This is a genomic window from Shouchella miscanthi (genome assembly GCF_007725405.1).
Classification (GTDB): domain Bacteria; phylum Bacillota; class Bacilli; order Bacillales; family Bacillaceae_D; genus Shouchella; species Shouchella hunanensis.
This window is the reverse complement of sequence record NZ_CP042163.1, coordinates 245,904-271,211: the sequence shown is the minus strand read 5'-3', so window position 1 is coordinate 271,211 and position 25,308 is coordinate 245,904. Positions and strand designations below refer to the sequence as shown.

Below are 25,308 nucleotides of genomic sequence, written 5' to 3'. Positions count from 1 at the left end.
AAGGGGTTCATACATGCAATCCTATTCTACTGTTACACTTTTCGCTAAGTTTCTTGGCTTATCAACGTCACAACCTCTATGCAGCGCTGCATAGTATGCAATCAATTGTGTTGGTATAACGGATACAAGTGGCGCAATGCTTTCGTGCACACGTGGCAACACGACTGCATCACCTTCTTGGTCAAGACCTTCCATTGAAATGATCACAGCAGCAGCGCCTCGGCTAACCACTTCCTGTACATTTCCACGGATGCTTAAATTTACATGCTCATTCGTGGCAAGAGCAATAACCGGTGTTCCATCTTCAATTAACGCAATCGTACCATGCTTCAGCTCTCCACCAGCAAAGCCTTCTGCTTGAATATAGGAGATTTCCTTAAGCTTTAAAGCACCTTCTAACGCTACGTAATAATCAGACGCACGTCCAATAAAGAATGCATTACGTGTCACAGATAAATAATCACGAGCAATTTTTTCGAACTCGTCTTTTTGGTTACAAAGAGCTTCCATTGCGTTCGCCGCTATTCCTAGTTCTTGAATAGGATCAAAATCAAGTGTACGACCTGCTGCATACGCTGTGTCTACAGCAAGAAGCGTTAGAACAGCCATTTGCGCTGTATAAGCTTTTGTTGATGCGACAGCAATTTCTGGTCCTGCAAATGTGTGAAGCGTGAAGTCGGCTTCTCGCGATAGCGTTGAGCCTGGCACGTTCGTAATCGTTAACGTACGATGCCCTTTTTTCTTCACATCTACAAGCACACCGCGAGAGTCTGCTGTTTCACCACTTTGAGAAATAAACACAAAGAGTGGATTTTGAGATAATAACGGCATATTGTACAAAAATTCACTTGCAATATGCACTTCTGTAGGCTTATTCGCCACTTGCTCAAGCAATTGCTTTCCGACAAGACCAGCGTGGTAGCTTGTTCCTGCCGCAATGACGTAGATACGATCTGCCTGTTGCATCGCAGCACGGATATCTGCATCCAAACGTGTTGAACCATCTTCATGTTGATATTTCTGGATAATGTTACGAATCACAATAGGCTGCTCGTCAATTTCTTTTAGCATAAAATGATCATACGTGCCTTTTTCGATATCGCTTGCATCTAGCTCTGCTGTGTAAGGCTTACGGCTTTGAACCTCTCCAGAAAGAGTTTTAATTTCAATGCTATCACGCTTAACAAGCACAAGCTCTTCATCCATAATTTCAACAAACTGATCGGTCACATTTAGCATCGCCATGGCATCCGACGCAATAACGTTTACACCGTCTCCAACACCAATAAGCAGTGGGCTTTTATTTTTGCCTACAAAAATAGTCTCTGGCTCTTCTTTATCGAGAAGCGCAATCGCATAAGAACCCTTCATCATGGAGAGCGCTTTGCTTACTGCAGCTTCTGTTGTTAAGCCATCTTTAGAAAGCTGTTCAATGAACTGAACAATTACTTCCGTGTCCGTGTCACTTTGTAACTGTACATCTTGAAGATACTCACGCTTCATTTGTTGATAGTTCTCAATGACACCATTGTGAACCAGGGTAAAGCGTTCAGTAGAGCTTTGATGAGGATGGGCATTCAACTGACTTGGTACACCATGGGTCGCCCAACGTGTGTGACCAATCCCGACAGTCGTCTCAACATCCATATCAACAGCGTCACGCAATGTCGCAATTCGTCCTTTTTCCTTAAAGACATGCATGCCGTCTTCTGTACGAACTGCAATACCAGCCGAGTCATAACCACGATACTCCAGCTTTTCAAGTCCGTTCAACAAGATCTCTTTTGCATCTTCATTTCCGATGTAACCAACAATTCCACACATAGTAAATATCCTCCCGACGTGGGAGTAAATCACCGCAGGGGCAGACTTACCCCCACTCTTTGTTTTTGTATGTGTGTGCGGCTTTTGTTTTTGTACACTAAGTCACCTTACTGTTTTTTACAAAAGCTTACGGCTGTCACACGCAGCCGGAGGGAACCCGCCGATTATCGATTAGCCCTCTCCTCGTCAACTGACCTCATGTCAGTCCTGGCGCTTTTTGTATGAGTCTTATCCAACCATACAAGATTCATCATAAAGGATGAAAGAACCGTCGTCAATTATGTTCAATGGTTCTTCACAATTTTACTTTATGCGTGTGTCTTCAAAAGGTGCTTTAGGATTGCTATAATCATAACGGTAAAGACGCTGATGACATGAATCGATGCCCTTTCACGCTTTCTACTTCACGATGGGACGATGCCTAACGACTGTGTCGCATAAGAACACCTATTACCGGAGCTAATGGCAGGTACAGAAACCACTGTGACTAGCCTGATATACGATTAAGCCGTTTTTATTTAAAAAAGAGCATCCTCTGTATTTCAGAGAATGCTCTTTATCTTTTCTTTAGTCACCAAGTTCTTCTTTTACTACATCGACAATGCGATTTACATAGTTCTCGCACAATTCATCGGTTTTCGCTTCCACCATAACCCGCACAAGAGGCTCTGTACCAGACGGACGAACGAGTACACGCCCTTCTCCGTCCATTTCAGCTTCTACTTCAGCTATGACTTCTTTTACGCGCTCATTTTCTTTTACCGCATCACGATCTGTTACGCGCACGTTAATGAGACATTGAGGAAACGTTTCCATCTCTCCAGCAAGCTCGGATAACGGTTTGCCTGTTTGCTTCATAATTTGAATGAGCTGGACACCTGATAACAAGCCATCTCCCGTTGTATTATGCTCAAGAAAGATAATGTGACCGGACTGTTCGCCGCCTAAGTTATAGTTCCCTTTACGCATCTCTTCCATGACGTATCGATCTCCTACAGCTGTTTGCTTGGTTTGAATGCCTTTCGCTTCCAATCCTTTATGAAAACCAAGGTTACTCATAACAGTTGCGACAACCGTATTATTGTTCAATTTGCCTTGCTCACTGAAATGCTTCGCAACGATGAACATAATTTGATCACCATCAACGATCGTTCCTTTTTCATCAACTGCAATTAATCGATCCGCGTCACCATCAAAGGCGAGCCCGATATCCGCTTGCTTTTCCACTACGAGCTTTGCCAATTCTTCTGGATGGGTTGAGCCACAACAGTTGTTAATATTTGTCCCGTCAGGAGATGCACCCATTGAAGAAATATCAGCTTCTAAATCAGCTAGTACGTGCGTCGCCAAAGATGAAGCCGATCCATTTGCACAGTCAATTGCGACATGAATGCCTTCAAAATCCCCCTGGACGGTTTGTTTTAGGAATTGCATGTATTTCTGCGCACCTTCAAAGTAGTCATTAATCTGCCCCAGTGCTGCTCCAATTGGTCTCGGCATTGTATCTTCACTATCGATAAGTGCCTCAATTTCTTCTTCCTGTGCATCTAAAAGTTTGAATCCATCTGATCCAAAGAATTTAATCCCATTGTCTTCAACTGGATTATGAGAAGCAGAAATCATAACACCTGCCGTCGCGCTCAGTTGTTTCGTTAGGAATGCCACTCCAGGCGTTGAAATCACGCCGATTCGCATTACTTCCACACCAATGGAAACTAACCCCGACACTAAGGCCGCTTCAAGCATTTCTCCAGATATCCGTGTATCTCTACCAATTAATACTTTTGGTTGCGTTGCTTTTTTTGTTAAAACATAGCCTCCAGCGCGGCCAAGCTTAAATGCTAGCTCAGGTGTTAATTCTGTATTCGCTACACCTCGTACGCCGTCTGTTCCAAAATATTTACCCATTGTATCGCTCCTTCTTCTACACACTGTTACACACTATTCATTAAAGCGCAACACGGTTTCATCGTTATCTAGCTCAAAGCGAATGTATGATGGACCTGTGACACTTAAAGGAAGGGTTTGCTCTCCTTCATAAGAACCAGTCGCATCCACACTTACTTGAATATCACTCTCAATTAATTCCTCTAATCTAGATTGAGAACCAAAGGCTGTCACATTCACAGTCGTCGCTGCATCTGTGTCAAAATTAACGCTCGAATCATTTCCTGTGATGACAATTGGAAGGGACTCAAATGCCATCTCTTCTTCTTCCGCTAACGTAAACGCTACCGTCACTTCTTCAGGGTCAATTCTCTCTACATCATTAGGAGCCTCTAAACCAATTGTTAATTCTCCGCTTTCATTCAGTTCACTCAAATCAATCGGCTCACTCTCAACAAAATCAACTGCCTCAATGTCATCAGTTGAACCATACACCGTTACTTCATTTGGATAAACCGTCACATCTTCAAAACTTAAACCATCAGGCAGCTCCCCTTCTCGAATAATTTTGATGGGGACGAGCTTATTCGGGCTTGTCAAAGGAACCGTTACAGTAACAAACTGCGGATCTGATTGAACATCTAACTGATGACCATTTTCATTATAAAAATGAACAGGGTATTCGTCTTCTATCGATTCATTTGCATCTGTTAAATCGACATATACAAGCACATCTTCTATTGCCTGTATAGTTTCTCGATTTGCCGTAACATTCACGTTAAGAGGGCTTACAATTGGCGTCCCTAGAGAGCGGTCTTCACCAATATCATCTTCATTCTCTAGCTGAACTTCAACGGGAAATGAAGCCGTTTGCCGCTCTCTCAATGTAATGGATACGACTTGCGGTTCCACCGTAACAGATAAGTCGCTCGGGAAGTTCCGATGACTAACGGCAAGTTGGTGCCTTCCCTCTTCTTCTATTTCAGATGCATCAACAAAAACTTCAGTCGATCGATTACTTGTAATTTGGAATAACGATAATGATACTTGGGAACCACGAAGCTCCACATCTACTGTTCCAGGCTCTTCAACTAGCTCGAAGCGCTCTTCATCGTAAAGGACCACTAGCGGCTCATCTTCTAATACATAAGGTGCATTCGGGGCATCCGGCAATAAGGATGGCGACCCAATCGTATTCTGATTCACCATAAAAAACAGCATTAAGGCAATAAAAAACGCTAATATTCTTACAAACCAAATACTATTTAGCATCTTATCCATCTTTTTTACCTCCCCACTGCCAACGGTTGTCGGTGGCTGTTGAAGGCTTTAATAAATTTTGCTCTAACAAATCTTGCAATTGTTCCTTTGTTAAATCTCGATAAAGCGTACCTCGCTTTGATATGGAAATCGCACCTGTCTCCTCTGATACGATAATCGTTAAAGCATCCGTTACTTCACTTACACCGAGGGCTGCTCTGTGCCTCGTGCCTAGTTCTTTCGAAATCGAGCTATCTTCAGATAACGGTAAATAACAACCGGCCGCAAGAATTTTATCATTTTTTAATACAATCGCTCCGTCATGCAACGGTGTATTAGGAATAAACAAATTAATCAAAAGCTCCGATGATACATGGGCATTTAGCGGTATACCCGTTTCCGCATAATCATTTAAACCAGTCTCACGCTCAATGGAGATGAGTGCCCCGATTCTACGCTTACCCATATAGACTGTAGCTTTCACAAGCGCTTCAATGGTGGGCTTGAGTGCATCATCCTTTTGAGCCGATCGGCTATTAAAGAGTCGACTACGTCCAAGTTGCTCAAGACCTCTACGAAGTTCTGGTTGAAAAATAATAATAATCGCTAACAAACCAAACGTTGCCGTCTGCCTTGTAATAAACTCTAACGTACTCAAACCTAAGAAATTACTAATAAACCACACAATAAAAATGGCAACAATCCCTTTTACCAATTGAACGGCACGGGTGCCACGTATAATCATAATTAATTTATAGACAACGTATGTAACAAGTAAAATATCGACAATTTGTCCGATATATACGAGCCAGGGAAAATTTTCAAGATTAGCAGAAAACATATCCGCCCCTCCACATAAACAAACTCTTCTTTACACCTTTGACATATCTTTAAGAAACTAAACGGCATTGTGTCAAACGTTATCATTATACCATTAGTTTCATAAAAAACTAAAGGAGTTCCCGTTTTACACAGAAACTCCATGTTCTTTTACTCTTCCCTACAATTACTCATTTGAACCGCTATCGTCAAAGAAAGAAAAAACATCTGTAAAGAAATCCTTTGTATTGAACCAAATCCAGTGAAGGAATTGGTCCACTTCTTCAATATCCCCTGTCACTTGATTAGGCGATGCATAAAGCGAATCTTTATCAAAAGAACTGTTTAATAACAATACATCCCCGCGCACTTCACCATCTAATTGCAGCGTACCGTTCCTTACCATGAGATCCCCATCAATCACTGCACCTTCCGGAACAGTAACAACACCATTTACTTTATCAATAACAAACGGTCCATTTCCAGATACAACAATGCTGTCATTTTGAGTCCAAGTGGAGAAAACAGCTGTTGACATCATTAAGAAAAACACGGCAGCAGCAACAAGAATCGGGTGCTTTTTAAACAACCGTTTCACCTTAGGGGCACGCTTTTTCTTTTTAGGTAAATTGGCCATGACACTTGTCGTAAAATGAGACGGCGCTTCTATATGAGACGAGCTTTGAATAAAGGCAATGGCTTTTTTCAGCTCGTTTACATGTGTTTTACATTCGGGACACATGTCCATATGCGCATACAACTCCGCTTTTTGCTCTGGTGTTGCATCCCCGTCAAGATAAATGTGTATCAGTTCATTGTAAGAATGACAATCCATAATATGTGTCACTCCTCCTTATTTAAACATGGCGCATGCGTTTACGTAACGCTTCACGACCTCGATGAATTCTTGTCTTTACTGTTGCGACTGGTAAATCCATAATATCGCTAATTTCTTTTAAAGATAAATCTTCTAAGTACTTTAATATAATAGCTGTACGGTATTTAGGTGGTAAATGATTAATTTCAGCTTGAATCCAATCTTGTAATTCGAATTGGACAACTTGATCCTCTGGTAAATCATCGGTGGCTGCCAACTGTGATTCATACGTAATATCTTCTGTTCCCTTGACCTTGTCCTGTAAATAAAAGTCCGGTTTTCGCTTTCTTAATCGATCAATCGCTACATTCGTAGCAATCCTGAAAAGCCAAGTAGAAAATTTTCGATTCACATCATACTTTTCTAAATTTGTATATACTCTTAAAAATGCTTCTTGTGCAACGTCCTGCGCTTCTTGAGGATGACCGACCATTCGATAGGCCACTTGATAGACTTTGTCCTTGTAAAGGTCAACTAATTCTGCGAATGCTTGGTCATCACCCTGTTTAATTTCCGAAATTAAGCGCTTTGTTAACGAATCCATGACATCCCCTACCTACATTTAACTTACGGAACACTCTAGAATAAAGTTTCGTTTTTTATAATAACAGAAAAATTAACTTTTTTCTTAAATTTGGAAGGATTTTTCTATTTTAGTACCGAATTGTTCCTTAATAAAGAAAGGGAGGTATGGCTATGTCGAATGTGCACCTTGTTGATCCATTATCGCGTTCAATAGAAGACGTACGAATGGAACTAAACGTTTCAGCATCAACGTACTCACTGAATTCACCACATATGCTACAATTGAGTCGGAAACTTGATAGCCTACTCAATCAATACGAAAACCTTTCCAATACGCCTTGTGACTAAATGAATGAACCTATAATAAACAAAAAAGCGACCAGCATGCTGGTCGCTTTTCTTTATGAAAATGGAGCCTAGCGGGATCGAACCGCTGACCTCCTGCGTGCAAAGCAGGCGCTCTCCCAGCTGAGCTAAGGCCCCTTAACAAAAAACGACTTATACAAGTCGTTTTAGGATGAGCCATGAAGGATTCGAACCTTCGACCCTCTGATTAAAAGTCAGATGCTCTACCAACTGAGCTAATGGCTCGATGGCTGGGCTACCTGGGATCGAACCAGGGAATGACGGAATCAAAATCCGTTGCCTTACCGCTTGGCTATAGCCCAATCATAGAAAATGGTGGAGGGGGACGGATTCGAACCGCCGAACCCGGAGGGAGCGGATTTACAGTCCGCCGCGTTTAGCCACTTCGCTACCCCTCCACATATGGAAAGTATGGTGGAGGATGACGGGATCGAACCGCCGACCCCCTGCTTGTAAGGCAGGTGCTCTCCCAGCTGAGCTAATCCTCCAAATATGACTGCAAGTAAGCAACATTTCTGCTTCTATTCGTCAATTAATGAAACTATGTAAGCCTGGCAACGTCCTACTCTCACAGGGGGAAGCCCCCAACTACCATCGGCGCAAAAGAGCTTAACGACCGTGTTCGGCATGGGAACGGGTGTGACCTCTTTGCTATTGCCACCAGACCTATAGATTATACCCTCAGTAAGTCGTTTGTAAACTAAAAAATTCACAATGACCCGTACGGGATTCGAACCCGTGTTACCGCCGTGAAAGGGCGGTGTCTTAACCGCTTGACCAACGGGCCGCTTACTGACAAGTTATATAATAACAAATGGATTCTCTCTGTGCAACTGTTTTTTTATATTTTTTTTAATCAATTCCTTTGCTAGTATAGGCTACTTTCTTTATCCTTATACAATCGTAAAATCGCCGCCCAGTTTTGTCGCCAAAAAGCGATTTTTGCATAGGGTATAGTATCCTAACACAAAGGTGGTGTACACACATGGGTTACTACGGCGGAGGTTACGGCTGTGAAGGTTACGGCTACGGACCAGTAGGCGGTACTTGTGGCGGTGGCGGCAGTTACGGTGGCGGATTCGCGCTAATCGTTGTCTTATTCATTCTTTTGATTATCATTGGAGCGGCTTACGTAAAATAACTCGTGCACCCCACGCAAGCGCTGATACGTTTGCCAACACAACCGGCTCTTTGTAGAGCCGGTTGTTTTTGGTGCATTCAAGACACATCAATCACCCCTCTTTATCCACATGTGTTTAAAAACTGGAAGGAATCTACATCCGAATGACTTAAAAACCACGTTGCACTGACACAACGTGGTTTTTCTTACTGTCCGATTAATTCAGAAACGGTCACAAACGTGTATCCTTGACCTTGCAATGCTGGGATGATGGCATCAAGAGCATCTGCTGAGTAAATTTCCGGATTCGCCGTATCAACGTCTCCACCATCATGCATTAAAATAATACTACCAGCTTGCGTATCCTGTAAGACTGTGTCCGTCACTTCGCTTGCAGGAATACCGGACCAATCAAGTGTATCTACATCCCAACCAATAATGGAATAGCCTAAGGTGACGAGACGTTCCGCTTGTTCTCTCGTAATGAACCCATAAGGAGGACGGAATAACTTCGGTGTATTCCCTGTTATACTTTCAATCGCATCATTCGTTTGATTGACTTCCTGCTCAAGTTCAGCCACACTTTTGTCGGTCAAATTTGGGTGCGAGTAAGTATGATTAGCGATTTCATGTCCTCCAGCTTGAATTCGACTAAGTAACTCAGGGTCTTCATTCGCTCGCATTCCCAAGACAAAGAATGTTGCAGGAACATTATACTGCTCCAGTTTATCTAATACTTTTCCAGAAAAGCGGGGATCAGGACCATCGTCAAATGTTAACGCAATTCTCTTACTTTCACGATCTCCGTGTGCGAATACAGATCCGGGGAATTCATCTTGCAAGGCGGGTATTGGAACAATCTGTGCATGAGCTTGTTCACTACCAAATAAACCAATTCCGAACACCGTTAACATGAACAAAGCAGCTACCATTCGATTCTTCATCATTAAAAAGACTCCTTTTTATAGATATGCTCTAGCTTTTGCCACTTCATTCTTTTTTATGTTCTCTGCATAAAAAAAGAGCTGCCGTTATAACGACGCTCTACGTTTTTCTATGTAAAAACTGACCACGATCTCGCCCGCAATTTTTGCAACGCCCATTTTTTCGTAACGGCGCATCACAAAAACCACAGTATTTGATGATTACCAATTCACCCATCTCGTCACCTCGAATGTCCTTTTCCCGTTTAAAACTCTGATGAAACACAGGATTATCAGTCAGGAAAAGAGTAAAATAAGAAGAAAATACAGTGACAAAGGATGTTGAGTGATGACGTATACCGTCTACTATGACTATTATGATGGCAAGCAAGTACCGATTTGGTTTGTCATTCCTGTAAAAAGCCTGAACTTACTCGACTACGAACAAGAGACTGTCACCATTTCGATTCATGCCCCCTTTAACAAACAAGAACGAGAAGCGTTTGATCCAGACGCCATGAACATCACCATTACCATGAACGATTTGCTTATCACCTCAACACCACAATCATTCGGGATTTCGTTAAGCAACGTTAAAAAACGATTAGACGAGTCTGGCGTGCTTTTAGAAGACATCGACTCCTTCATTCTCTTGGTAGCAGACGTAGAAGAGGTGCTGCAGTTTCAGCTGTAGCACCCTTCTATTTTCTAATTGACATATATATCACATTACGATATATTATACAGAGATATATCACAAAACGATATAAATAAGAAGGTGAGTAGATGAAAACAAACGAGCAACTAACCGATTCCATGTTCTATATTATGGCCTCATTAACGAGCCCACGTCATGGTTACGCCATCATGAGCTTAATTGAAGAAACAACGAATGAGATGATTACGATAGGACCTGCATCAATGTACACCATTATTAAGAAGCTATTAAAACTAGAATGGATTTATTTACATGATGGTACAGATTCAAGACGCAAAACATACTTGCTTACTGCAAAAGGAAAAGAAATTTTAAAGGAAGAAATCAAGCTTAGAAAAGTAATGGTTCATTTAGCCGAAACTGGATTGGAGGAGGTCGAAAAATGAGTCAAACAAAATACATTACATCAGGTGGCTTAGCATTTGCTGAGGAACGCGACATGGAGAAATTACGTCGCTATTCATTAAAGGGATGGCATGTTACTAAGTTTAAATTCATGGGCTACTTGCTCGAGAAGGGTCAGAGCGCTGACTATATATACAGCGTGGACTACCGCACAATTAAAGAAGAAGAGCGTGAGGAGTATGTTGATTTCTTTGCATCTTCAGGATGGACGCATGTTTCTTCTAATAGCGATATACACCTGTTTAGAGCACTTCCCGGAACTAAACCTATTTATAGCGATCGTGAAACAGTTGTTGAAAAACATCAACATTTAGGAAATCCACTTAAATGGATAGCTCTATCACTACTTATCTTAACAGCGATTACTTGGACCAGTTTTTCTATGACCACAGGATTACCCATGATTCTATTTGCCATTGCGGCAATTTCTTTAAGTGCAATAACCATTCCAATACTTTGGACGGTTTTAACCATATTTAAGAATAAATGGGTGGTTGAAGAGAAACACCGACTTGTCGCTATGACAAGAGCCATCGTCCCTTTGGTTTTAGTAGGATGCCTCCTATTTATCTTTTTTTTCAGTGACTTAAACAATCCAATAGGCATTTTGTTCTCTATGGTCGCCGGTGCCATTATCCTACCAACCACCATTTGGATCATTCAATCACTCTTACAAAAACGAAAAGGAAAAAAAGCGTAGGCCATACTCGTTTGCGGAACCTTGAGCATACAAAAAGGAACAGCTTCTGGCTGTTCCTTTTTTACATTAAATCTCTGCACACCATAATTCGATTTCGATCTTTAATTCAGGCAACCCTAATGCTGAGATATAAGCAATGGTCATGGAAGGATATTCACCTTGAAACCATTCATCCCATTTCATGTAAAAATAGTCCCAATCAATTTCTTCCGTCGCCCAAATATTTACTTTGATGACGCTATCGTGTGATAACCCCTCAGATTCGAGAACCTTTTTCATATTGGCAAATGTATTCGTTACTTGGTCGTTTAACTGTTGAGGGACTTCTCCATTCATATCCGTGCCCACTTGCCCTGATGTTACAATCAACCCAGCACCTTTTGGTACCCTCGTAACATGACTATAATTCCCTACCGGTTTGGGCATAGAATCAGGATTATTTCGACTAATTTTCTTCATAACATGACCTCATTCACTATAAATTTTTCTGCGTATTCTTATATTCATTAGACAGACCTCACCAATTTCTGTCTACTCAATAAAAAACAGCAGTCGAGTACCCATAACCCATCGATAAAAAGCCCAGTATTTTCTTTTTCACGGTATAGACACTCCCTTTCTTTATAGTGAAGGTAATAGATAGTCATAACTGTACCAAGAACGTTTTAGAATAGCAACCTTTATATAACTACAGGGGTTTTCTTGACTAATACCCTCTATAGCTCGGTTTGTCGTCACGGTTTACTAGAATTTCTAGCGATTCATAAGGCTTTGTACAATGTAGCTTACATCGACTTCTGATTCATCCATTAAGCGTACAATTTTAGTATCTCGGCTCTTTTCTGCTCATTCATATAAACAAAATAAGGCATCTGCCACTCTTGTGTTTTCAACCCTTGCTTACTCACCGGCCTGTCCCATTCAGGATATACTCGAAACCCCATTTTTCCTTTTGTTGTATCTGTTTTCAAAAGGTTCTTTTTCACAAGAACGTCTTTCGGAAATACGAACTGACCAAATTCAAAGTGATTTTTAAATACCGTAACAACGAATAAATCGAGTGCTTCACCGTACGTATACGGTCTATTTTTGTTTGCGTCATCCTTTTTCCAAACAGCAACAAACTGGCCAATCTTGTTTGGTGTGTTATTCGCAACTCTAAATCGTATGGTTTTATGAAGAGTTCGGAATGTACCAGCTCCATATCTTGAGTTCTGCTCTTCTCCTTGTGCACGTTCAATTGATAATCCAATCGGTTTATAGATTGTGTCATTTATATAAGAAAGAGATTCATAAAAATTTTTCACCCATCACGCCTCCAATTGATTCCTTTACTCAGCTCTTGTATTTAAATTTATGCGGATCCCGTTTATAATCAGAGTATACATCAAAATAAACGGAATACTTAAACAATAATGCACATTTATTGATAAGCCGCTTGGGAATAAAGTGTAAAGAACAAACAAAATAGGGAGAAATGTGTGATAAAAAAGCAATCCTACATGATAAGAACACACGCATTTAGAATACTCTCAGTAGCTACATTCTTTGTCATGACTTCTAAACCACAATGACGACTATTAAAGAAAAGGTGATAAACGAATGACTCAAATCTATATTATTTCTGGACCAGCAGGCGTTGGCAAATCGACTACTTCCAACAAACTCGCAAAACAGTTTCATCACAGTGCTTACATTAAAGGTGATCTCATTCATCATATGGTCGTTGGTGGCTATGTCCCACCATGGGAAAGCGAGGAATCATTAACACTCACTTGGGAAAATATTGCTGATTTAAGTATTAATTTCGTTCAAGCGCGCAAGCATGTCATTATAGATTACGTCGCCTTTCCAGAAGAAGTAGAAACATTTTCTCGTAAACTTTGTTCCCATGTTAAAGATGTTGAGATAAAGTATGTTGTCTTATGGGTCGATCGCGCTGAACTCATAAGAAGAGACGCTTTAAGAGAAAAAGAACATCAGATGGGTGCAAGGTGTTTAGAATTAGCAGAAATGTTCACAAGGAAGAAGATCGATCAACGCTTTGTGTATGATACAACCTCTATACACCCCTCAGCCTTGAATGAAGTCCTTTCAACTATTAGAGACGATACCAGGTTTACCTATTAAAAGAAATGTTTGGGCAAATTCATTTAGAAATTCATAAGATGATAGAACAAAATAATTGGCGTTGAAGGAGGAATCTACGTATGGAATCAAGGGAGCATAAAATTATTTTGATTAATGCCATTCCAAGTTTCGCTATTGCATTTGCTTTATCTACTTTCTTAGCATCAGGTACGATTGCCGAAAGTCATATAGACCACACATTTGCTTTCCCCCAAGCTTTCATCATTCTTGTCACATGGTTAATTGGACTACTCATTGGACTTTTAACTAAACGTATTCTGGTATCTGTTCCAATCATGTATCTGTCCTTTGCGACCATTTACATTTATTTTTTATTCGTTTCATGAGAAGCCCATCATATTCTTAACTCCTAAAAATGCACCCTATTAAAACCAGTCATCATTTAGCCTTTTTAGAAATAATTCTGTAATAGGAAATCCAGAACTTTCACCTATAACAGAATCCACACCACAGTAAGGACAAATGGCGGTTTGGTTGTCATCAATCCACTCATAAATCTCTTTTGGATCAAATACCTTGATGCAAAAGAAACACCCACACACCCTATCTTGTTCCAATTCCGCTCTATGACGAGAGCTAAAACGATGTGCATCTTTTTCATTCATTTTAGTATGTTTCGTTGATTCACCATTCATTTAGATACTCACCCTAACCTGTTCGAAAGTCTCTTGTTCTTAGACCTATGTAGCCCCATTTTAACAGATAAAAAAGAAGCGTGATGTACAAACACGCTTCTTCTAACATGACAAAGTATACAAAATGTTGAAGTTCAGTCCCGTCAAACTTGTCACACGCTAAGGCATTTCACTTTCATTGATTAATTCATATTGTTTTGAATACCTCCCTTTAGCGAGCACTCTTACAAATGTGCCTGGATCGAGCCTCGTGCTAGCGCTGAACACGACTCGTTTCGTCTCTCCCCCTTCATTCACACCTTCCAAATCATATTTATACCGTCCGTCATCATCAGTAGGTTCGCCTTGAACCTCAACAAATACATATTCTTCTGTAAGCAATGGGTTAAAGCGGTCAAATGTCTCACGGGAAAAGAAGTATAGGCTGGCAATGACAATGACTAAAACGAGACACACACTAATTATTTTTTTCATAACTTTTTCTTCCTCTCTATTAAAGCACCTATCAAGGTACTTTTTTACTACTGGTAAACCCAGCTAATATAACCTCGATGACTTTGAGAAAACAAGACGCCGTACAGATGGCAACGAATGAACCCTGTTTTACAATGGTCTGATTTCTATGACTGTTGAGCACCTCTCCTCTAGCTATAAAATGGACTTCCTTTCATTTCGTTTCAGATGTATCATTTGGTACATTCTAAGTAAGTTGGTATAACTATACTCTAATTCTTTCTTTACTCTACGTCGTGCGATTCAGATGACAAATCAAAGGTTCATGTGACATTTTCGTCATCTCTAAAAAAGGAGAGTCACACACCATCCGAACTCCTCTCCCCATTTTTCAAGGAAACGGATGATCACGCACAAAAAAGCCCTTATAGGGTGCTGCACCCCAAATGTTAGAGTAAAAATCTAACACTTGGGGTGTTTTTTCTATGGCAAAATATAGTGACGAATTTAAACTGAAAATCATTAAAGAATATGTAGATGGATACCTGGGGTATCAATTACTCGCTAAAAAATATAACATCCCTGATACAAAAATCATTCGAAGGTGGGTACGCGCATTTCAAGCGTTTGGCGTAGATGGGATTAAAAGAAAACGTAAAAAGGCAACTTACTCTGTTTCATTTAAACTCGATGTATTACACTATATGGAACGGACTGGCGCCTCGTTCCAAGATACAGCGATTGAATTTGGGTTAACCAACCCACCTTTAATTTCTAATTGGAAAAAGAAGTATAGAGAAAAAGGCGTGGAAGGTCTGAATCAGCCGAAAGGACGACCTCCCATGACGAAAAAGAAAAAACAACCAGTAAAGAAAGAAGAATCACGCGAAAAACAATTAGAAATGGAGATCGAAGAGCTTCGTTTGGAGGTTGCTTATTTAAAAAAGTTGAACGCTTTTCGGGAGAACCCGGACACTCCTCGAAAAGCACAAGCAGCGCTGGCATTCGAACTCAAAGAAGAAGGATTCCCATTAAAAAGCGTATTGGCCAAGGTCGGTATACCATCAGCAACCTATCACTATCATATGAACCAATTCAAGAAATCCGACCCAGATCAAAAGTGGAAAGCACTGATTCGTGAACTTTTTCAAGAGCATAAAGGAAGGTATGGCTATCGTCGCATTCATTCAGAATTAAGAAAGAGAGGATACGTCATCAATCATAAAAAAGTTCAGAGGCTTATGAAAGCATTAGGGTTGATGTGTGCAAAGTTTACACGTAAGTCACGGTATCGCTCCTATAAAGGGACGGTCGGGAATGTAGCCAAAAACCGCTTAAATCGCCGATTTAAGACAAGTATTCGTATCCAAAAAGTAGTGACGGACGTCACTGAGTTTAAATGTACCGAAGGTCAAAAAATGTATTTCAGTCCGATTATGTACTTGTATAATGGGGAAATCCTTTCGTTTGGGCTAACGAAAAAACCAACGCTCGATTTAGTTCTAAAACCACTTGACCAGGTCATTACGATTATGAAAAAAGATGCTCGATACCACTCGGATCAAGGGTGGCATTATCAACATCAACGATGGCTAAGCACGTTGAAAGAAAACAAGATTTATCAAAGTATGTCTGGTAAAGCGACGTGTGCAGACAATGAAGCTACGGAGAACTTTTTCGGCATCATGAAACAGGAAATGTACTATGTGAAGTTCTTGTGGACTTTGAGATCTTAAAACAACGAATCGAAGCGTATGTCGAATATTACAATACAAAGCGAATAAAACAAAAATTGGCTGGACTAAGCCCGGTACAATACCGAACTCAGTTTAGCCAATTAACTGCATAAATGAAACTCTAACTATTGGGGGTCACTACCCATGCAAGGGCTTAATAGGAATATTTTATTTGATCAACTCATCCTCACTAAAAGTAAAGACAGCGTTATTAATTAATCCGGTCGCAGCCGTTCCAGCTTTTACACGAATGTAATTCTCATCATCTATGTAGCTCGTATACAAAGCGGTGCCTGTAACCTCTTCTCCAGGAGCTAATTCCCCTTCAATGGCACCATCCTGATAATCCTCAGTATATTCAGCTTCATCACCGAATCCAGACCCGTCAAGGTCAGCCGTGTATTCAAATAAACCAGCATTTTCTTTTGCCTCAATGGGTTCATCACCAATATTTTTAATCGTAATGGAAGCAGAGACAAAAGCGTCTAAATCGGACATTTCACCGTCCACTTCATCAACCATCTCAACACTGTTCAGCGTAAATTCAAAAGAAGAGATGTTACTGTGCATAATCGCTGTGTCTCCAACCTTCAAATCCATTTGGTCCTCTCCAGCGTTTTCACCAATAGTCTCATCCTCTTCATCATTCGTTTGAGTATGTTCATTTTCATCTGTGTTCCCTTGATTAGAAGTGTTCTCTTCAGCAGGTTCTTGATTTACATCTGAATCACTGCAAGCCGCAAACAATAGTGAGCCCGCAGCAAAAATAGATGTAACCATCAACGTTGTCGTTTTCTTCATAAATACCAAACCTTTCAAAAAGTAGTTATCCATTAGAACATAGCCTTTTTTCGATTTTTAAAACTTCATTATCGTTCAATCATCAAAGTACACCTGTCACAAGATAAATAATCTTTTCCACCAACTAACGACAGAAAAAATGTCATGTTAGCTGAAGCACCACGCCACTTCTCGGATAATACGGTTTACAGATGGATTATAATAAAGTAAAGCGTTGTAATAGTAAGTAGAGAATGTACCGCTACATTACAAAGGGGTGAGCGTATGAAATTACCAACTAGGATGGGTACTGACCAAAACGGGTATATCGTGAATCCGACTCATCTAAATAAATTACAGCACCATATCAAGCCTCTACTACACACCGTGCTGCAATTACTACAAAATTGTTTAGGAGAAAACGTACATAGCATTTATGTATACGGAAGTGTTGCACGAGGAGAAGCCATCCTTTTTAAATCAGATTTAGACTTAACCGTTATCTTGTATTATCCCATTAGTTCAAACACCAAAAATAGGCTTTATGCAGAAACACACGAACTAGTAAAAAAACATAAGCAACTAACAAAAGTAGATTACGATATGGGATTGGTAAAAGAAGCCCTTCACTCCGATCACTACCATGAGTGGGGATTTTGGCTAAAACACGTCTGTTGTTGTATACATGGAGAAGACCTCTCCCTTCAATTCCCTATGATGAAACCTACTAAGCAAATCAGCAGCTCGTTAAATAAAGATCTTATACCGCAAGTCAATCAGTTTATGGATACATTAAAAAGCGGAACTGCAACTTCAGCATTAGTTAAGCAAAGCATGATTAAGAAAATGATACGCGGTGCCTATTTAACAATAAATGTGGAGGATCAAAGTTGGGCAACCACCATACAAGATCAACTAAGTATTTTGGAAGCCTATCTTCCCAATGATTTCGTCATTCAAGAACTTCACTATGTATATAAAATGAAAACAGTCGATTCCTCTACACTCCTTTCATTACTTCAAGCCTATAAGCTATGGTACGAAAAACGCCACACTTCTTAAGATTAAAGAGCTTACCTTACTAAACAAGGGAAGCTCTCTTCTAATTCAGTTAGATAACGAGTAAAATGGATAGGATCATTGACATTCACATAGCCACTCTCATCTAACTTAAGCCCTATCTTTTCTGGTGTATGCCTTAAAATCAAACTGAGTAATTTGTTTAACTCATTTTCTGACATGAATGATTCTCCTCTCTTCTAAACAGTTTCCAAATGGGACAAAGTCTTTTTTGAAAAGGGATTTTAAATACAAGAAGGAATTCTCTAACCTGTAACAGAACTAAACAAGTTGGTATGAATTTAAGTAGAAGTGCAATCTACTACCAACGGGTTTTATATTTATTATGAGGAAATGAGTATTGAAAGAACACTACTCTCATGATGAATGTACTATGTGACATTACTAAAGAACAGTCGCACGTGCACATTTATTGTCTGCCGATGTACTAACAAGTTAGATATGGAGAGTGAACTTACATGAGCATAATGAATGAGGCATTAGCTGTTCAAGTAGAAACCTCAGAAATTGACATGCTGCGTTCTCGACTTTCTGAAATTCAAAAAATTAAAGGAAATCCAATGGACGTAGAGATCCAGAAGTTTGGGAATGCCACAGCATTTACGGCCAAGAACATACCAGGACCTTCCTTTAATACAGTAAAAGGATTGCAAGATGGCGACGAAGAACAGCTAGATAAAATCGTCGATTTTTATAAGAAAAAAAAGATTCCAATTCGATTTGAATTAACTCCGGCTCATACATCATCAGAATTGCTAACTTCCCTAAATAAAGCCGGTTATTTTCATAATGGTTTTCATACAACTCTTTATACTCCCTTGACCAATGCAATTGAAACATGTAATGAATTTACTGAAAAGATGATGAATGTTCGTAAATTAGAAAAAGACGAATTTGATACCTATGCAGAAATATACGCAAAAGGGTTCCAACTGCCCGCATTCTTAACAGCTGGCATCGCACAAAATAATAAAATACTTCATCACCTCAAAAATTGGGATTTTTACATAGCTAGCTATCAAAACGAACCCGCTGGAATAGGCGTTTTGTTTACAAAAGACGGGATCGCTACTTTAGCTGCCGCGGCTACATTGCCACATCTACGAAATAAAGGCATTCATAGCGCTTTAATAAAACACCGGATCTACCAAGCACAACGACAAAGATGCCATTTCATTGTGGGACAGGCTTCATTTGGTTCCCCCAGTCAAAACAATATGGAGAGAGCGGGATTGAATATTGCTTATACCAAGGCAATTTGGGTTGGAGAATAAGTACGTGCCTTCCTTTCTATTAGCCTCATGGCTTTTGAAGGGCTTGCAACAATATAAAAATGATGTCAGATAAAAGGAAAATATTGAAGACGAGAAAAATCGTAAATCCAAAATCCTGTTTATAGCCAAGGAGAAGTAAGGAGATGAAAAGTGAGGATTGTACAAGCAGATATAAACCATATTCAAGGAATTATGGATGTATGTACGTTAGGTTACAAAGCGACGTATCGCGACATTTTTTCTAAAGAATATATGGCTCGAATCATTAGGGAATTTTATAACTATGAAAGCATATTGAAAGAAGTGACTACCGTGAATAAAAAATGGGGTGGCTACTTTATTGCAGTTGAAGAGGGTAATGTAATAGGTGCCGGAGCTGGTGGGATGCTCGATGATGAGAACACAGAATTATTTGTTTTGTACCTTAAACCGGATAGAAGAGGCGAAGGAATCGGCTCGAAAATACTCGATACGATATCTGAACAACAAAAGAACTTAGGGGCACTCAAGCAATATGTATCCGTTCAAAAAGGAAATCATAAAGGAATTCCATTTTATGAAGCAAAGGGATTTTCATGTATACATGAACAAGATAGCTATGGCAATTCTAATAATGACACCTACATATCTTTGCGGTATGTTCGCAAGCTCTAACGAATCATAAAATAAAAAGTCTATGCACAAAGCGAAGTCAAAAAAAGAAAGATGTGGTTTAACGATGGAAATTAGAAGACCCACTAATCAAGAAATTGAGACAATCATATCCCTCTCCCCACAAGCTGTGTCTGATGGCACGTTAGGTACAGCAAAACCTACAGCGGAAAAAAGCGAACAACTAATTCGATCACTTTTAATAAAAGGAAGCTATTATTTAGCGGCAGTAGATAATGGTAGAGTCATTGGTTGGATACTAGTTGGCACCAGTACAGACCTATTTACAGATAGTAGGCATGGATTTATTTACGAACTTTTCATAATACAGGCGTTTAGAGGAAAAGGGTTGGGTAAACATCTGATGACAGCAGCTATAGCACAGCTAAGAGACGAAGGGCATACCGAAGTACGTTTAAGTGCGTTTTTAGGAAATAATGCTATTAAGCTTTATGAGAAAATGGGATTCAACATACGAACCGTTTCAATGAGTTTACCTTTATAAATACATAAAAACAAAAGTGGCCACTCCGACCTTCACAAATAACCTGATGGATCATCAGGTTATGAAAAAAAAAGGAAATCCACAAACGATTAACTGGTGAGAAGTTCAGAAACGGTCAAGATAGTATAGTAGTGATCCTAATAGAAAATGGAGAAATACACATGCAACGAATAACTTATAAAACGAGTGAGTTGTTAGAGATGATTGGCGTCTCCAGAGATGCACTTAGATATTATGAAAATCAAGGCATTCTAAAACCAAAGCAGGATGAACGCAATCATTATAGACAGTATCGTGATAAAGATATTTATACATTACTTGTTACAGACTTCTATAAGAAAAGGAGCTTGTCTTTAAAAGATATTAAAAAGCTGCAAGAAGGAACTGAAATGGAAGAACTGGAATCTCTATTACAAATAAAAGAGGAAGAGTTAGTAAGAAAAATCTCTCGTGATCGCTTTATGCTTCAGAAATTACGGGAAACAAAGTCGTTTTGTAAAGATATAGAGAAACACTTAAATAAGTATTCAATCAGGGAATTTCCAATGTACCAAGTGGTCGGTAATTTTTCTGATTTCTACTCTTTCCCTGAATACCCTACAATCTTAGAGCATTTGGATATGATTAAGGATGATATTCTAAGTAAAATAATAAGACAATTCACTTTTGATAAAGATGGTCTGTTGGATTCTAAGATGTATATTGTAAATAGGCAGAAACATGACACCGGAAATAAAGCTGAACACGATTTAAACTATAAGAAATGCATTTATACAGTTGTTGAAGATAGTAGATTTCAAGGTGGGACTAACGATATCAAACAAAAATTATTTAAGTCAACTTTAGAATGGGCAGAGATAAATGGGTTCAAGCCGAAAGGACTAGCCTTTGTCCAAACCCGTCTAATCACCTACATAGAAAATGATGAGAAGGTATTTCTTGAGGTATATATCCCAGTTGATAACTAAAATACTATTTGTTTATTGACTTGGGCGTAACACCCTAGTTTAATCTTATAGCCAGTGGAGTAGTCGTCAACTGTTCCATTGGCTATTTAGTATTATGGGGGTGCTTAAACGTTGAAAATGGTTAAGGAATATATCATGAGCACTTATATGATGTTCTATGTTCTTCTTCTTTTTATAGGTTTCCTAATGTTTTTGCTCGAGTCGCATTTTCTAATTGATCTATTTATTGTGCTCTCCTCTTGGACGTCAACGTTTGTTTTTGTGTTGATGTTTCGAAGAATCTATCCTGAAGAAAATTTATGGCTATTTGTTAAAAGACAATTTAATAAGAGAATTAAATGGTCTACTATGTTCAGTATTAGTATGATGTCATTAATCGTCTTGCTTTGCAGTATTTTTACAACCTATTTCATTTGGGACATTCCTGTATATGACCAACTACTTGCTTCATGGACTTCGTTACTTATAATCTTCGGTTACAATTTACTATTAGGACCCCTCGGAGAAGAATTAGGATGGAGAGGATTTGTTTTAAAAGAATTGCAAGAAGTTTACAACCCTTTGATTTCATCAATTATTGTTGGCTTTTTTTGGGGGTTCTGGCATACACCGTTATGGTTTCTATCAGGTTATACAGGAATACACTTATTGCAGTATATTTTCTCTTTCTTGATTGGTATTATGGCTATTTCAATCATAATAACAGCCTTTTTCACTATACATAAAAACCTTTTAATCCCTATTTCAATCCATCAATTCTTCAATTTCACAATCGCCATACAAGTAGGGGAATTACTAACTATTTTAACAGTTACTTCTCTATTCTATTTACTAATTGCGCTAATCATAATAATAGTTAATTATAAAGAGTGCCTGTATACAAGAAATCAAAGCACCTAAGTATAGTTGATCTGTCAGCAACTTGGTTTCAACTAGTTACATTTAAAACAGACAAAAATCAAGGAGGGGTTCATTTTCTCCCCTCCTTGACTCTTGTTCTTACATTGAAACAACTTTTGTCGCAATGGACTGCTGAAAAGACTTATCGTGCTCAACGAACAGCATCGTGGGGGAAAATTCCTCTATTAACGCTTCGATTTGCATTCGTGAATAGATGTCAATAAAGTTCAATGGTTCATCCCAAATGTATAGATGTGCTTTTTCACATAAACTTTTAGCGATTAATAGTTTCTTTTTTTGTCCACCTGAATAGTTACTGATCTCCTTCTCAAATTGGTTCCGCTCAAAATCCATTTTTCTTAAAATCGATTTGAATAAGGTTTCATCAAGACGATGCTTTTCAATAAAGTCAGAAAGCATTCCCTTTAAACCAGAAGTGTCTTGCTGAACGTATGAAATCCGTAAGTTAGACCCTTTGGTTACAGTACCTTTATACTGTATAGCGTCACCTAAAATCAGCTTTAACACACTACTTTTTCCGCTTCCATTCTTGCCATCCAGTAAAATACGATCGCCATGTTGAATCGTAAAACTGATCGGTTCATTTACAACATGATGATCATATAGGATCGACAAATCGGTTACTTGAATCAAGTCTTTATTTTTGTAAGCTAACGACTCTACCTTTAGAGAATCCACGGTTTCAATGTTTTTTAAGAGATTTGATTTTTCGTCAATGGCTTTTTGCTGTCTCGCTTCTATATTCTTTGCTCGTTTCATCATTTTAGCCGCCTTGTGTCCAACAAAGCCTTTATCTAATTTAGAACCAGCGTTCGTCGTTCCATTTTTTGAAGATTCTACTTGGTGAGACCATCCAGCAGACCGTTTGGAGGAATGTTTTAATCTTCCTATATCTTTTTGTAGTCTATCATTTGTAGCTTGTTCATGTTCCTGTTGTCGATCGAAATTTAATTTCCAAGAAGAGTAGTTCCCACTTTGCACCTCAATATCTGATCTGTTTATAGATAAGATGTGGTCCACGCAACCATCTAAAAAATGCCGATCATGAGAGATCAATATGAACCCTTTTTTCTTCTTCAAATAAGTTGAAACGAGTTTACGCGCTTCCGTATCTAAATGATTTGTCGGTTCATCAATTAGTAAAAATTGACCCTCATTCAAAAAAAGTGCAGCAAGTAATACCTTTGTCTGTTCCCCATTAGATAGCGTTTCAAATGGTCGATACATCACTTCTGCACCAACACCTAAATACGCTATTTCGCGGAGAAATTCCCAATCCTCCGCTTGTGGACAAATTTCCTCTAAGACTTCATGTGTCCATTTACTTTTATTTTCCACTTCATAAGGAAAATAGTTAAACTCAACGGAAGCGTCAATCCTCCCACTGTATTCGAACTTACCAAGCAATAAATGGAAAAATGTTGTTTTTCCCCTACCGTTTCTTCCGATAAATCCAAGCTTCCAGTCTGTATTAATCTGAAAGCTTACATCGTCAAAGATCGGATCAAAATGACTTGGATAAGAAAACGTTACATTTTGTACGTGTATAACTGACATATCTATCATCCCTTTTAATAGCATTTTTTTACTACAGACACTCGAAGTGCGCATGCGTTAAAAAGGAGATAGCCAAACCTTATCATTTATTTCCCACATAAAAAGACACCGATCCAATCATCGGTGTCTTACTCAACTAAATTTACCTATGACCGACCCAACCTTGCGTGAGCAAAAATTGAGTCGTGAAAGGAAAATGTAGTTGGTTTAGAAATGAAGCGCCGATAACTGTTTTTGTAAGAAATATGATGAAAAAAAAGGCAGACTTCTCCCGTTTCCCGCAACACCTTTTCCAATTTTTACATTAATTCCATATAAAATCCTAAAAACAGTTAACATTGCTTTCACCTCCACTTCACGACTATTCAGTAGTACGAAACATAACATGTTCTATCGATCATGTAAAGATACTTATTTATAATTCACTTTACTCTTAACAAAACGTACCCTATACACATCTGTTATTCAGCAAGTCTTTTAACCATAAAAACAGAGTCGTTTGAAACAGAAAACCTGTTTTTTTGATAAAAACGATAAGCCGGGACATTTTTTTCTGTGTTTAACGTGATAAATTTAATTTCTATAGCCTTTAATTTCGAATCCATTAACTCCAGGAATGTACTACCGACTCCTTGATTTTGTTCCTTTCTTGACACAAAGAATTCTTTAATAAAGTACTCTCGCCCTTCCCACCAATTAAATACATAACCTAAGGAGCAACCAATGAGAACGTCATTTTCGTCGTAAAGTGCCAGAGATAGAGAATTCGTGTTCTCTGTTAAATCTCTCATATATGCATCTAACTGTTCTTCGCTACTCCATTTGTCAAACCACGGATCATTCGTAAATACATCTAGGAAAAGCATTCTCATTTCCACAAAATCATGCTTATTTAGAACAGCTACTCTCAATTTTAAAAACCTCTTTCTTCAGCATCGATTTTAACTTCTAGTGTTTACTAAATTTAATGATAAAGCCGAGTCAATCGATGTCTCATTACTCCTTAAGGACAAATCGTTTCTCTCTATTATAAACTGTCGTCACTTAATTCTAACGTTCTTTATCTCCCTATTTGTTATCTAAATACTACTTCTGTAACAGCGCCTTTTCAGTAAATGCACTGAGTCTTTTTCAAAAAATAATTTAGAATTAAAAGGTATCTTTATATGCGAA

Annotated in this window: 30 protein-coding genes, 6 tRNA genes and 1 rRNA gene; 15 read left to right on the top strand and 22 right to left on the bottom strand. The window is 39.0% G+C overall.

What is annotated here, in order from left to right; all coding sequences use genetic code 11:
• Nucleotides 1–21 precede the first annotated feature (21 nt).
• The 6 genes from glmS to sigW form a co-directional block, all read right to left on the bottom strand.
• The gene (glmS, locus tag FPV17_RS01440) at nt 22–1,824 is read right to left on the bottom strand and encodes a glutamine--fructose-6-phosphate transaminase (isomerizing) (protein WP_038475982.1); all 1,803 of its coding nucleotides are present in this window, start codon (nt 1,822–1,824) and stop codon (nt 22–24) included.
• A 567-nt stretch (nt 1,825–2,391) separates the two neighbouring features.
• Nucleotides 2,392–3,732 (bottom strand): phosphoglucosamine mutase, encoded by a 1,341-nt coding sequence (glmM, locus tag FPV17_RS01435; protein ID WP_144557538.1) that lies wholly within the window; start codon nt 3,730–3,732, stop codon nt 2,392–2,394.
• A gap of 33 nt (nt 3,733–3,765) precedes the next feature.
• Nucleotides 3,766–4,992: a CdaR family protein gene (locus FPV17_RS01430; RefSeq protein ID WP_035394448.1), complete on the bottom strand. Its 1,227-nt coding sequence runs from the start codon at nt 4,990–4,992 to the stop codon at nt 3,766–3,768.
• Nucleotides 4,985–5,812, bottom strand: a complete 828-nt coding sequence (gene cdaA / locus FPV17_RS01425) for a diadenylate cyclase CdaA (protein WP_035394450.1) — start codon at nt 5,810–5,812, stop codon at nt 4,985–4,987. The genes FPV17_RS01430 and cdaA overlap by 8 nt, the downstream gene beginning before the upstream one ends.
• A 165-nt stretch (nt 5,813–5,977) precedes the next feature.
• Nucleotides 5,978–6,637, bottom strand: a complete 660-nt coding sequence (locus tag FPV17_RS01420) for a zf-HC2 domain-containing protein (protein ID WP_246117100.1) — start codon at nt 6,635–6,637, stop codon at nt 5,978–5,980.
• 10 nt (nt 6,638–6,647) lie between these two features.
• On the bottom strand, nt 6,648–7,211 hold the full coding sequence (gene sigW / locus FPV17_RS01415) for an RNA polymerase sigma factor SigW (protein WP_055736611.1): 564 nt from the start codon (nt 7,209–7,211) through the stop codon (nt 6,648–6,650).
• 152 nt (nt 7,212–7,363) lie between these two features.
• Here sigW and FPV17_RS01410 point away from each other — a divergent pair, with 152 nt between their 5' ends.
• A complete protein-coding gene (locus FPV17_RS01410) occupies nt 7,364–7,540 on the top strand; it encodes an aspartyl-phosphate phosphatase Spo0E family protein (RefSeq protein ID WP_144557536.1) in 177 nt (58 codons plus the stop codon).
• A gap of 62 nt (nt 7,541–7,602) precedes the next feature.
• Here the strand turns inward: FPV17_RS01410 and FPV17_RS01405 are convergent.
• From FPV17_RS01405 to FPV17_RS01375, 7 genes are all read right to left on the bottom strand, one after another.
• Nucleotides 7,603–7,675, bottom strand: a tRNA-Ala gene (locus FPV17_RS01405).
• 35 nt (nt 7,676–7,710) lie between these two features.
• Nucleotides 7,711–7,783: transfer RNA gene (locus FPV17_RS01400), tRNA-Lys, on the bottom strand.
• Between the two features lie 2 nt (nt 7,784–7,785).
• A tRNA-Gln gene (locus tag FPV17_RS01395) sits at nt 7,786–7,860 on the bottom strand.
• Between the two features lie 11 nt (nt 7,861–7,871).
• Nucleotides 7,872–7,956 (bottom strand) — tRNA-Tyr (locus tag FPV17_RS01390).
• 14 nt (nt 7,957–7,970) lie between these two features.
• Nucleotides 7,971–8,046: transfer RNA gene (locus FPV17_RS01385), tRNA-Val, on the bottom strand.
• A gap of 61 nt (nt 8,047–8,107) precedes the next feature.
• Nucleotides 8,108–8,223 (bottom strand): 5S ribosomal RNA (gene rrf / locus FPV17_RS01380).
• A gap of 50 nt (nt 8,224–8,273) precedes the next feature.
• A tRNA-Glu gene (locus FPV17_RS01375) sits at nt 8,274–8,345 on the bottom strand.
• Between the two features lie 198 nt (nt 8,346–8,543).
• On the opposite strand from FPV17_RS01375, the gene FPV17_RS01370 reads away from it, so the two are divergent.
• Nucleotides 8,544–8,699, top strand: a complete 156-nt coding sequence (locus FPV17_RS01370; RefSeq protein ID WP_060704316.1) for a YjcZ family sporulation protein — start codon at nt 8,544–8,546, stop codon at nt 8,697–8,699.
• A gap of 185 nt (nt 8,700–8,884) precedes the next feature.
• Here FPV17_RS01370 and FPV17_RS01365 read toward each other — a convergent pair whose 3' ends face one another.
• Nucleotides 8,885–9,625, bottom strand: coding sequence for a polysaccharide deacetylase family protein (locus FPV17_RS01365; protein ID WP_060704317.1), 741 nt, complete (start codon nt 9,623–9,625; stop codon nt 8,885–8,887).
• A gap of 325 nt (nt 9,626–9,950) precedes the next feature.
• Here FPV17_RS01365 and FPV17_RS01360 point away from each other — a divergent pair, with 325 nt between their 5' ends.
• The 3 genes from FPV17_RS01360 to FPV17_RS01350 all read left to right on the top strand — a co-directional run bounded on the left by FPV17_RS01360 (nt 9,951) and on the right by FPV17_RS01350 (nt 11,424).
• The gene (locus FPV17_RS01360; RefSeq protein ID WP_144557534.1) at nt 9,951–10,295 is read left to right on the top strand and encodes a hypothetical protein; all 345 of its coding nucleotides are present in this window, start codon (nt 9,951–9,953) and stop codon (nt 10,293–10,295) included.
• Nucleotides 10,296–10,387: 92 nt separating this feature from the next.
• The gene (locus FPV17_RS01355; RefSeq protein ID WP_144557532.1) at nt 10,388–10,705 is read left to right on the top strand and encodes a PadR family transcriptional regulator; all 318 of its coding nucleotides are present in this window, start codon (nt 10,388–10,390) and stop codon (nt 10,703–10,705) included.
• Entirely contained in the window at nt 10,702–11,424 is a 723-nt protein-coding gene (locus tag FPV17_RS01350; protein ID WP_144557530.1) for a DUF2812 domain-containing protein, read from the top strand. The genes FPV17_RS01355 and FPV17_RS01350 overlap by 4 nt, the downstream gene beginning before the upstream one ends.
• A 66-nt stretch (nt 11,425–11,490) precedes the next feature.
• Here FPV17_RS01350 and FPV17_RS01345 read toward each other — a convergent pair whose 3' ends face one another.
• Together FPV17_RS01345 and FPV17_RS01340 are read right to left on the bottom strand one after the other, a co-directional pair.
• The gene (locus FPV17_RS01345) at nt 11,491–11,883 is read right to left on the bottom strand and encodes a RidA family protein (RefSeq protein WP_144557528.1); all 393 of its coding nucleotides are present in this window, start codon (nt 11,881–11,883) and stop codon (nt 11,491–11,493) included.
• A gap of 350 nt (nt 11,884–12,233) precedes the next feature.
• Nucleotides 12,234–12,731 (bottom strand): MepB family protein, encoded by a 498-nt coding sequence (locus FPV17_RS01340; RefSeq protein ID WP_144557526.1) that lies wholly within the window; start codon nt 12,729–12,731, stop codon nt 12,234–12,236.
• Nucleotides 12,732–13,026: 295 nt separating this feature from the next.
• Here FPV17_RS01340 and FPV17_RS01335 point away from each other — a divergent pair, with 295 nt between their 5' ends.
• Nucleotides 13,027–13,554 (top strand): AAA family ATPase, encoded by a 528-nt coding sequence (locus FPV17_RS01335; RefSeq protein ID WP_144557524.1) that lies wholly within the window; start codon nt 13,027–13,029, stop codon nt 13,552–13,554.
• An 80-nt stretch (nt 13,555–13,634) separates the two neighbouring features.
• Nucleotides 13,635–13,901, top strand: a complete 267-nt coding sequence (locus FPV17_RS01330) for a hypothetical protein (protein ID WP_035394462.1) — start codon at nt 13,635–13,637, stop codon at nt 13,899–13,901.
• A gap of 39 nt (nt 13,902–13,940) precedes the next feature.
• On the opposite strand, the gene FPV17_RS01325 is transcribed toward FPV17_RS01330, so the two are convergent.
• On the bottom strand, nt 13,941–14,210 hold the full coding sequence (locus FPV17_RS01325) for a cytoplasmic protein (RefSeq protein ID WP_412766081.1): 270 nt from the start codon (nt 14,208–14,210) through the stop codon (nt 13,941–13,943).
• A gap of 159 nt (nt 14,211–14,369) precedes the next feature.
• Nucleotides 14,370–14,684: a YxeA family protein gene (locus tag FPV17_RS01320; protein WP_035394463.1), complete on the bottom strand. Its 315-nt coding sequence runs from the start codon at nt 14,682–14,684 to the stop codon at nt 14,370–14,372.
• A 464-nt stretch (nt 14,685–15,148) separates the two neighbouring features.
• Between FPV17_RS01320 and FPV17_RS01315 the strand changes: the two genes are divergently transcribed.
• Together FPV17_RS01315 and FPV17_RS22470 are read left to right on the top strand one after the other, a co-directional pair.
• Nucleotides 15,149–16,399, top strand: a complete 1,251-nt coding sequence (locus FPV17_RS01315) for an IS3 family transposase (protein ID WP_144557522.1) — start codon at nt 15,149–15,151, stop codon at nt 16,397–16,399.
• Nucleotides 16,381–16,512, top strand: coding sequence for an IS3 family transposase (locus FPV17_RS22470; protein ID WP_144557520.1), 132 nt, complete (start codon nt 16,381–16,383; stop codon nt 16,510–16,512). Before FPV17_RS01315 ends, FPV17_RS22470 begins: the two co-directional genes overlap by 19 nt.
• Nucleotides 16,513–16,567: 55 nt before the next feature.
• On the opposite strand, the gene FPV17_RS01305 is transcribed toward FPV17_RS22470, so the two are convergent.
• Entirely contained in the window at nt 16,568–17,200 is a 633-nt protein-coding gene (locus FPV17_RS01305) for a DUF4352 domain-containing protein (protein ID WP_186370696.1), read from the bottom strand.
• 264 nt (nt 17,201–17,464) lie between these two features.
• On the opposite strand from FPV17_RS01305, the gene FPV17_RS01300 reads away from it, so the two are divergent.
• Nucleotides 17,465–18,241 carry a nucleotidyltransferase domain-containing protein gene (locus FPV17_RS01300; protein WP_144557516.1) on the top strand — a complete coding sequence of 259 codons (777 nt, stop codon included), beginning with the start codon at nt 17,465–17,467 and terminating at the stop codon, nt 18,239–18,241.
• 11 nt (nt 18,242–18,252) lie between these two features.
• Here the strand turns inward: FPV17_RS01300 and FPV17_RS01295 are convergent, their stop codons facing one another.
• Complete coding sequence (locus FPV17_RS01295; RefSeq protein WP_144557514.1) at nt 18,253–18,420, bottom strand: RNA 2'-phosphotransferase; 168 nt, start codon at nt 18,418–18,420, stop codon at nt 18,253–18,255.
• 297 nt (nt 18,421–18,717) lie between these two features.
• On the opposite strand from FPV17_RS01295, the gene FPV17_RS01290 reads away from it, so the two are divergent.
• The 5 genes from FPV17_RS01290 to FPV17_RS01270 all read left to right on the top strand — a co-directional run bounded on the left by FPV17_RS01290 (nt 18,718) and on the right by FPV17_RS01270 (nt 22,557).
• Complete coding sequence (locus FPV17_RS01290; protein WP_060704328.1) at nt 18,718–19,533, top strand: GNAT family N-acetyltransferase; 816 nt, start codon at nt 18,718–18,720, stop codon at nt 19,531–19,533.
• 150 nt (nt 19,534–19,683) lie between these two features.
• Entirely contained in the window at nt 19,684–20,187 is a 504-nt protein-coding gene (locus FPV17_RS01285) for a GNAT family N-acetyltransferase (protein ID WP_246117099.1), read from the top strand.
• Between the two features lie 64 nt (nt 20,188–20,251).
• Nucleotides 20,252–20,689, top strand: a complete 438-nt coding sequence (locus FPV17_RS01280) for a GNAT family N-acetyltransferase (RefSeq protein ID WP_144557512.1) — start codon at nt 20,252–20,254, stop codon at nt 20,687–20,689.
• Between the two features lie 161 nt (nt 20,690–20,850).
• Nucleotides 20,851–21,657, top strand: a complete 807-nt coding sequence (locus FPV17_RS01275; protein ID WP_035394485.1) for a MerR family transcriptional regulator — start codon at nt 20,851–20,853, stop codon at nt 21,655–21,657.
• 117 nt (nt 21,658–21,774) lie between these two features.
• Nucleotides 21,775–22,557, top strand: coding sequence for a CPBP family glutamic-type intramembrane protease (locus FPV17_RS01270; RefSeq protein WP_246117182.1), 783 nt, complete (start codon nt 21,775–21,777; stop codon nt 22,555–22,557).
• 99 nt (nt 22,558–22,656) lie between these two features.
• Here the strand turns inward: FPV17_RS01270 and FPV17_RS01265 are convergent, their stop codons facing one another.
• Together FPV17_RS01265 and FPV17_RS01255 are read right to left on the bottom strand one after the other, a co-directional pair.
• Nucleotides 22,657–24,135, bottom strand: a complete 1,479-nt coding sequence (locus FPV17_RS01265; protein WP_144557509.1) for an Lsa family ABC-F type ribosomal protection protein — start codon at nt 24,133–24,135, stop codon at nt 22,657–22,659.
• A 461-nt stretch (nt 24,136–24,596) separates the two neighbouring features.
• Nucleotides 24,597–25,046, bottom strand: a complete 450-nt coding sequence (locus FPV17_RS01255) for a GNAT family N-acetyltransferase (RefSeq protein WP_144557507.1) — start codon at nt 25,044–25,046, stop codon at nt 24,597–24,599.
• Nucleotides 25,047–25,308: the final 262 nt, after the last annotated feature.

Excerpts from the sequence above, each read along its gene's own strand:
- FPV17_RS01345 (WP_144557528.1), bottom strand. The coding sequence starts at position 11,883 with ATGAAGAAAATTAGTCGAAATAATCCTGATTCTATGCCCAAACCGGTA.
- sigW (WP_055736611.1), bottom strand. The coding sequence starts at position 7,211 with ATGGATTCGTTAACAAAGCGCTTAATTTCGGAAATTAAACAGGGTGAT.
- cdaA (WP_035394450.1), bottom strand. The coding sequence starts at position 5,812 with ATGTTTTCTGCTAATCTTGAAAATTTTCCCTGGCTCGTATATATCGGA.
- FPV17_RS01335 (WP_144557524.1), top strand. The coding sequence starts at position 13,027 with ATGACTCAAATCTATATTATTTCTGGACCAGCAGGCGTTGGCAAATCG.
- FPV17_RS01365 (WP_060704317.1), bottom strand. The coding sequence starts at position 9,625 with ATGATGAAGAATCGAATGGTAGCTGCTTTGTTCATGTTAACGGTGTTC.
- glmS (WP_038475982.1), bottom strand. The coding sequence starts at position 1,824 with ATGTGTGGAATTGTTGGTTACATCGGAAATGAAGATGCAAAAGAGATC.
- FPV17_RS01325 (WP_412766081.1), bottom strand. The coding sequence starts at position 14,210 with ATGAATGGTGAATCAACGAAACATACTAAAATGAATGAAAAAGATGCA.
- FPV17_RS01290 (WP_060704328.1), top strand. The coding sequence starts at position 18,718 with ATGAGCATAATGAATGAGGCATTAGCTGTTCAAGTAGAAACCTCAGAA.
- FPV17_RS01355 (WP_144557532.1), top strand. The coding sequence starts at position 10,388 with ATGAAAACAAACGAGCAACTAACCGATTCCATGTTCTATATTATGGCC.
- glmM (WP_144557538.1), bottom strand. The coding sequence starts at position 3,732 with ATGGGTAAATATTTTGGAACAGACGGCGTACGAGGTGTAGCGAATACA.
- FPV17_RS01430 (WP_035394448.1), bottom strand. The coding sequence starts at position 4,992 with ATGGATAAGATGCTAAATAGTATTTGGTTTGTAAGAATATTAGCGTTT.
- FPV17_RS01265 (WP_144557509.1), bottom strand. The coding sequence starts at position 24,135 with ATGTCAGTTATACACGTACAAAATGTAACGTTTTCTTATCCAAGTCAT.
- FPV17_RS01300 (WP_144557516.1), top strand. The coding sequence starts at position 17,465 with ATGAAATTACCAACTAGGATGGGTACTGACCAAAACGGGTATATCGTG.
- FPV17_RS01275 (WP_035394485.1), top strand. The coding sequence starts at position 20,851 with ATGCAACGAATAACTTATAAAACGAGTGAGTTGTTAGAGATGATTGGC.
- FPV17_RS01280 (WP_144557512.1), top strand. The coding sequence starts at position 20,252 with ATGGAAATTAGAAGACCCACTAATCAAGAAATTGAGACAATCATATCC.
- FPV17_RS01305 (WP_186370696.1), bottom strand. The coding sequence starts at position 17,200 with ATGAAGAAAACGACAACGTTGATGGTTACATCTATTTTTGCTGCGGGC.
- FPV17_RS01410 (WP_144557536.1), top strand. The coding sequence starts at position 7,364 with ATGTCGAATGTGCACCTTGTTGATCCATTATCGCGTTCAATAGAAGAC.
- FPV17_RS01295 (WP_144557514.1), bottom strand. The coding sequence starts at position 18,420 with ATGTCAGAAAATGAGTTAAACAAATTACTCAGTTTGATTTTAAGGCAT.
- FPV17_RS01360 (WP_144557534.1), top strand. The coding sequence starts at position 9,951 with ATGACGTATACCGTCTACTATGACTATTATGATGGCAAGCAAGTACCG.
- FPV17_RS01320 (WP_035394463.1), bottom strand. The coding sequence starts at position 14,684 with ATGAAAAAAATAATTAGTGTGTGTCTCGTTTTAGTCATTGTCATTGCC.
- FPV17_RS01370 (WP_060704316.1), top strand. The coding sequence starts at position 8,544 with ATGGGTTACTACGGCGGAGGTTACGGCTGTGAAGGTTACGGCTACGGA.
- FPV17_RS01270 (WP_246117182.1), top strand. The coding sequence starts at position 21,775 with ATGGTTAAGGAATATATCATGAGCACTTATATGATGTTCTATGTTCTT.
- FPV17_RS01315 (WP_144557522.1), top strand. The coding sequence starts at position 15,149 with ATGGCAAAATATAGTGACGAATTTAAACTGAAAATCATTAAAGAATAT.
- FPV17_RS01330 (WP_035394462.1), top strand. The coding sequence starts at position 13,635 with ATGGAATCAAGGGAGCATAAAATTATTTTGATTAATGCCATTCCAAGT.
- FPV17_RS01350 (WP_144557530.1), top strand. The coding sequence starts at position 10,702 with ATGAGTCAAACAAAATACATTACATCAGGTGGCTTAGCATTTGCTGAG.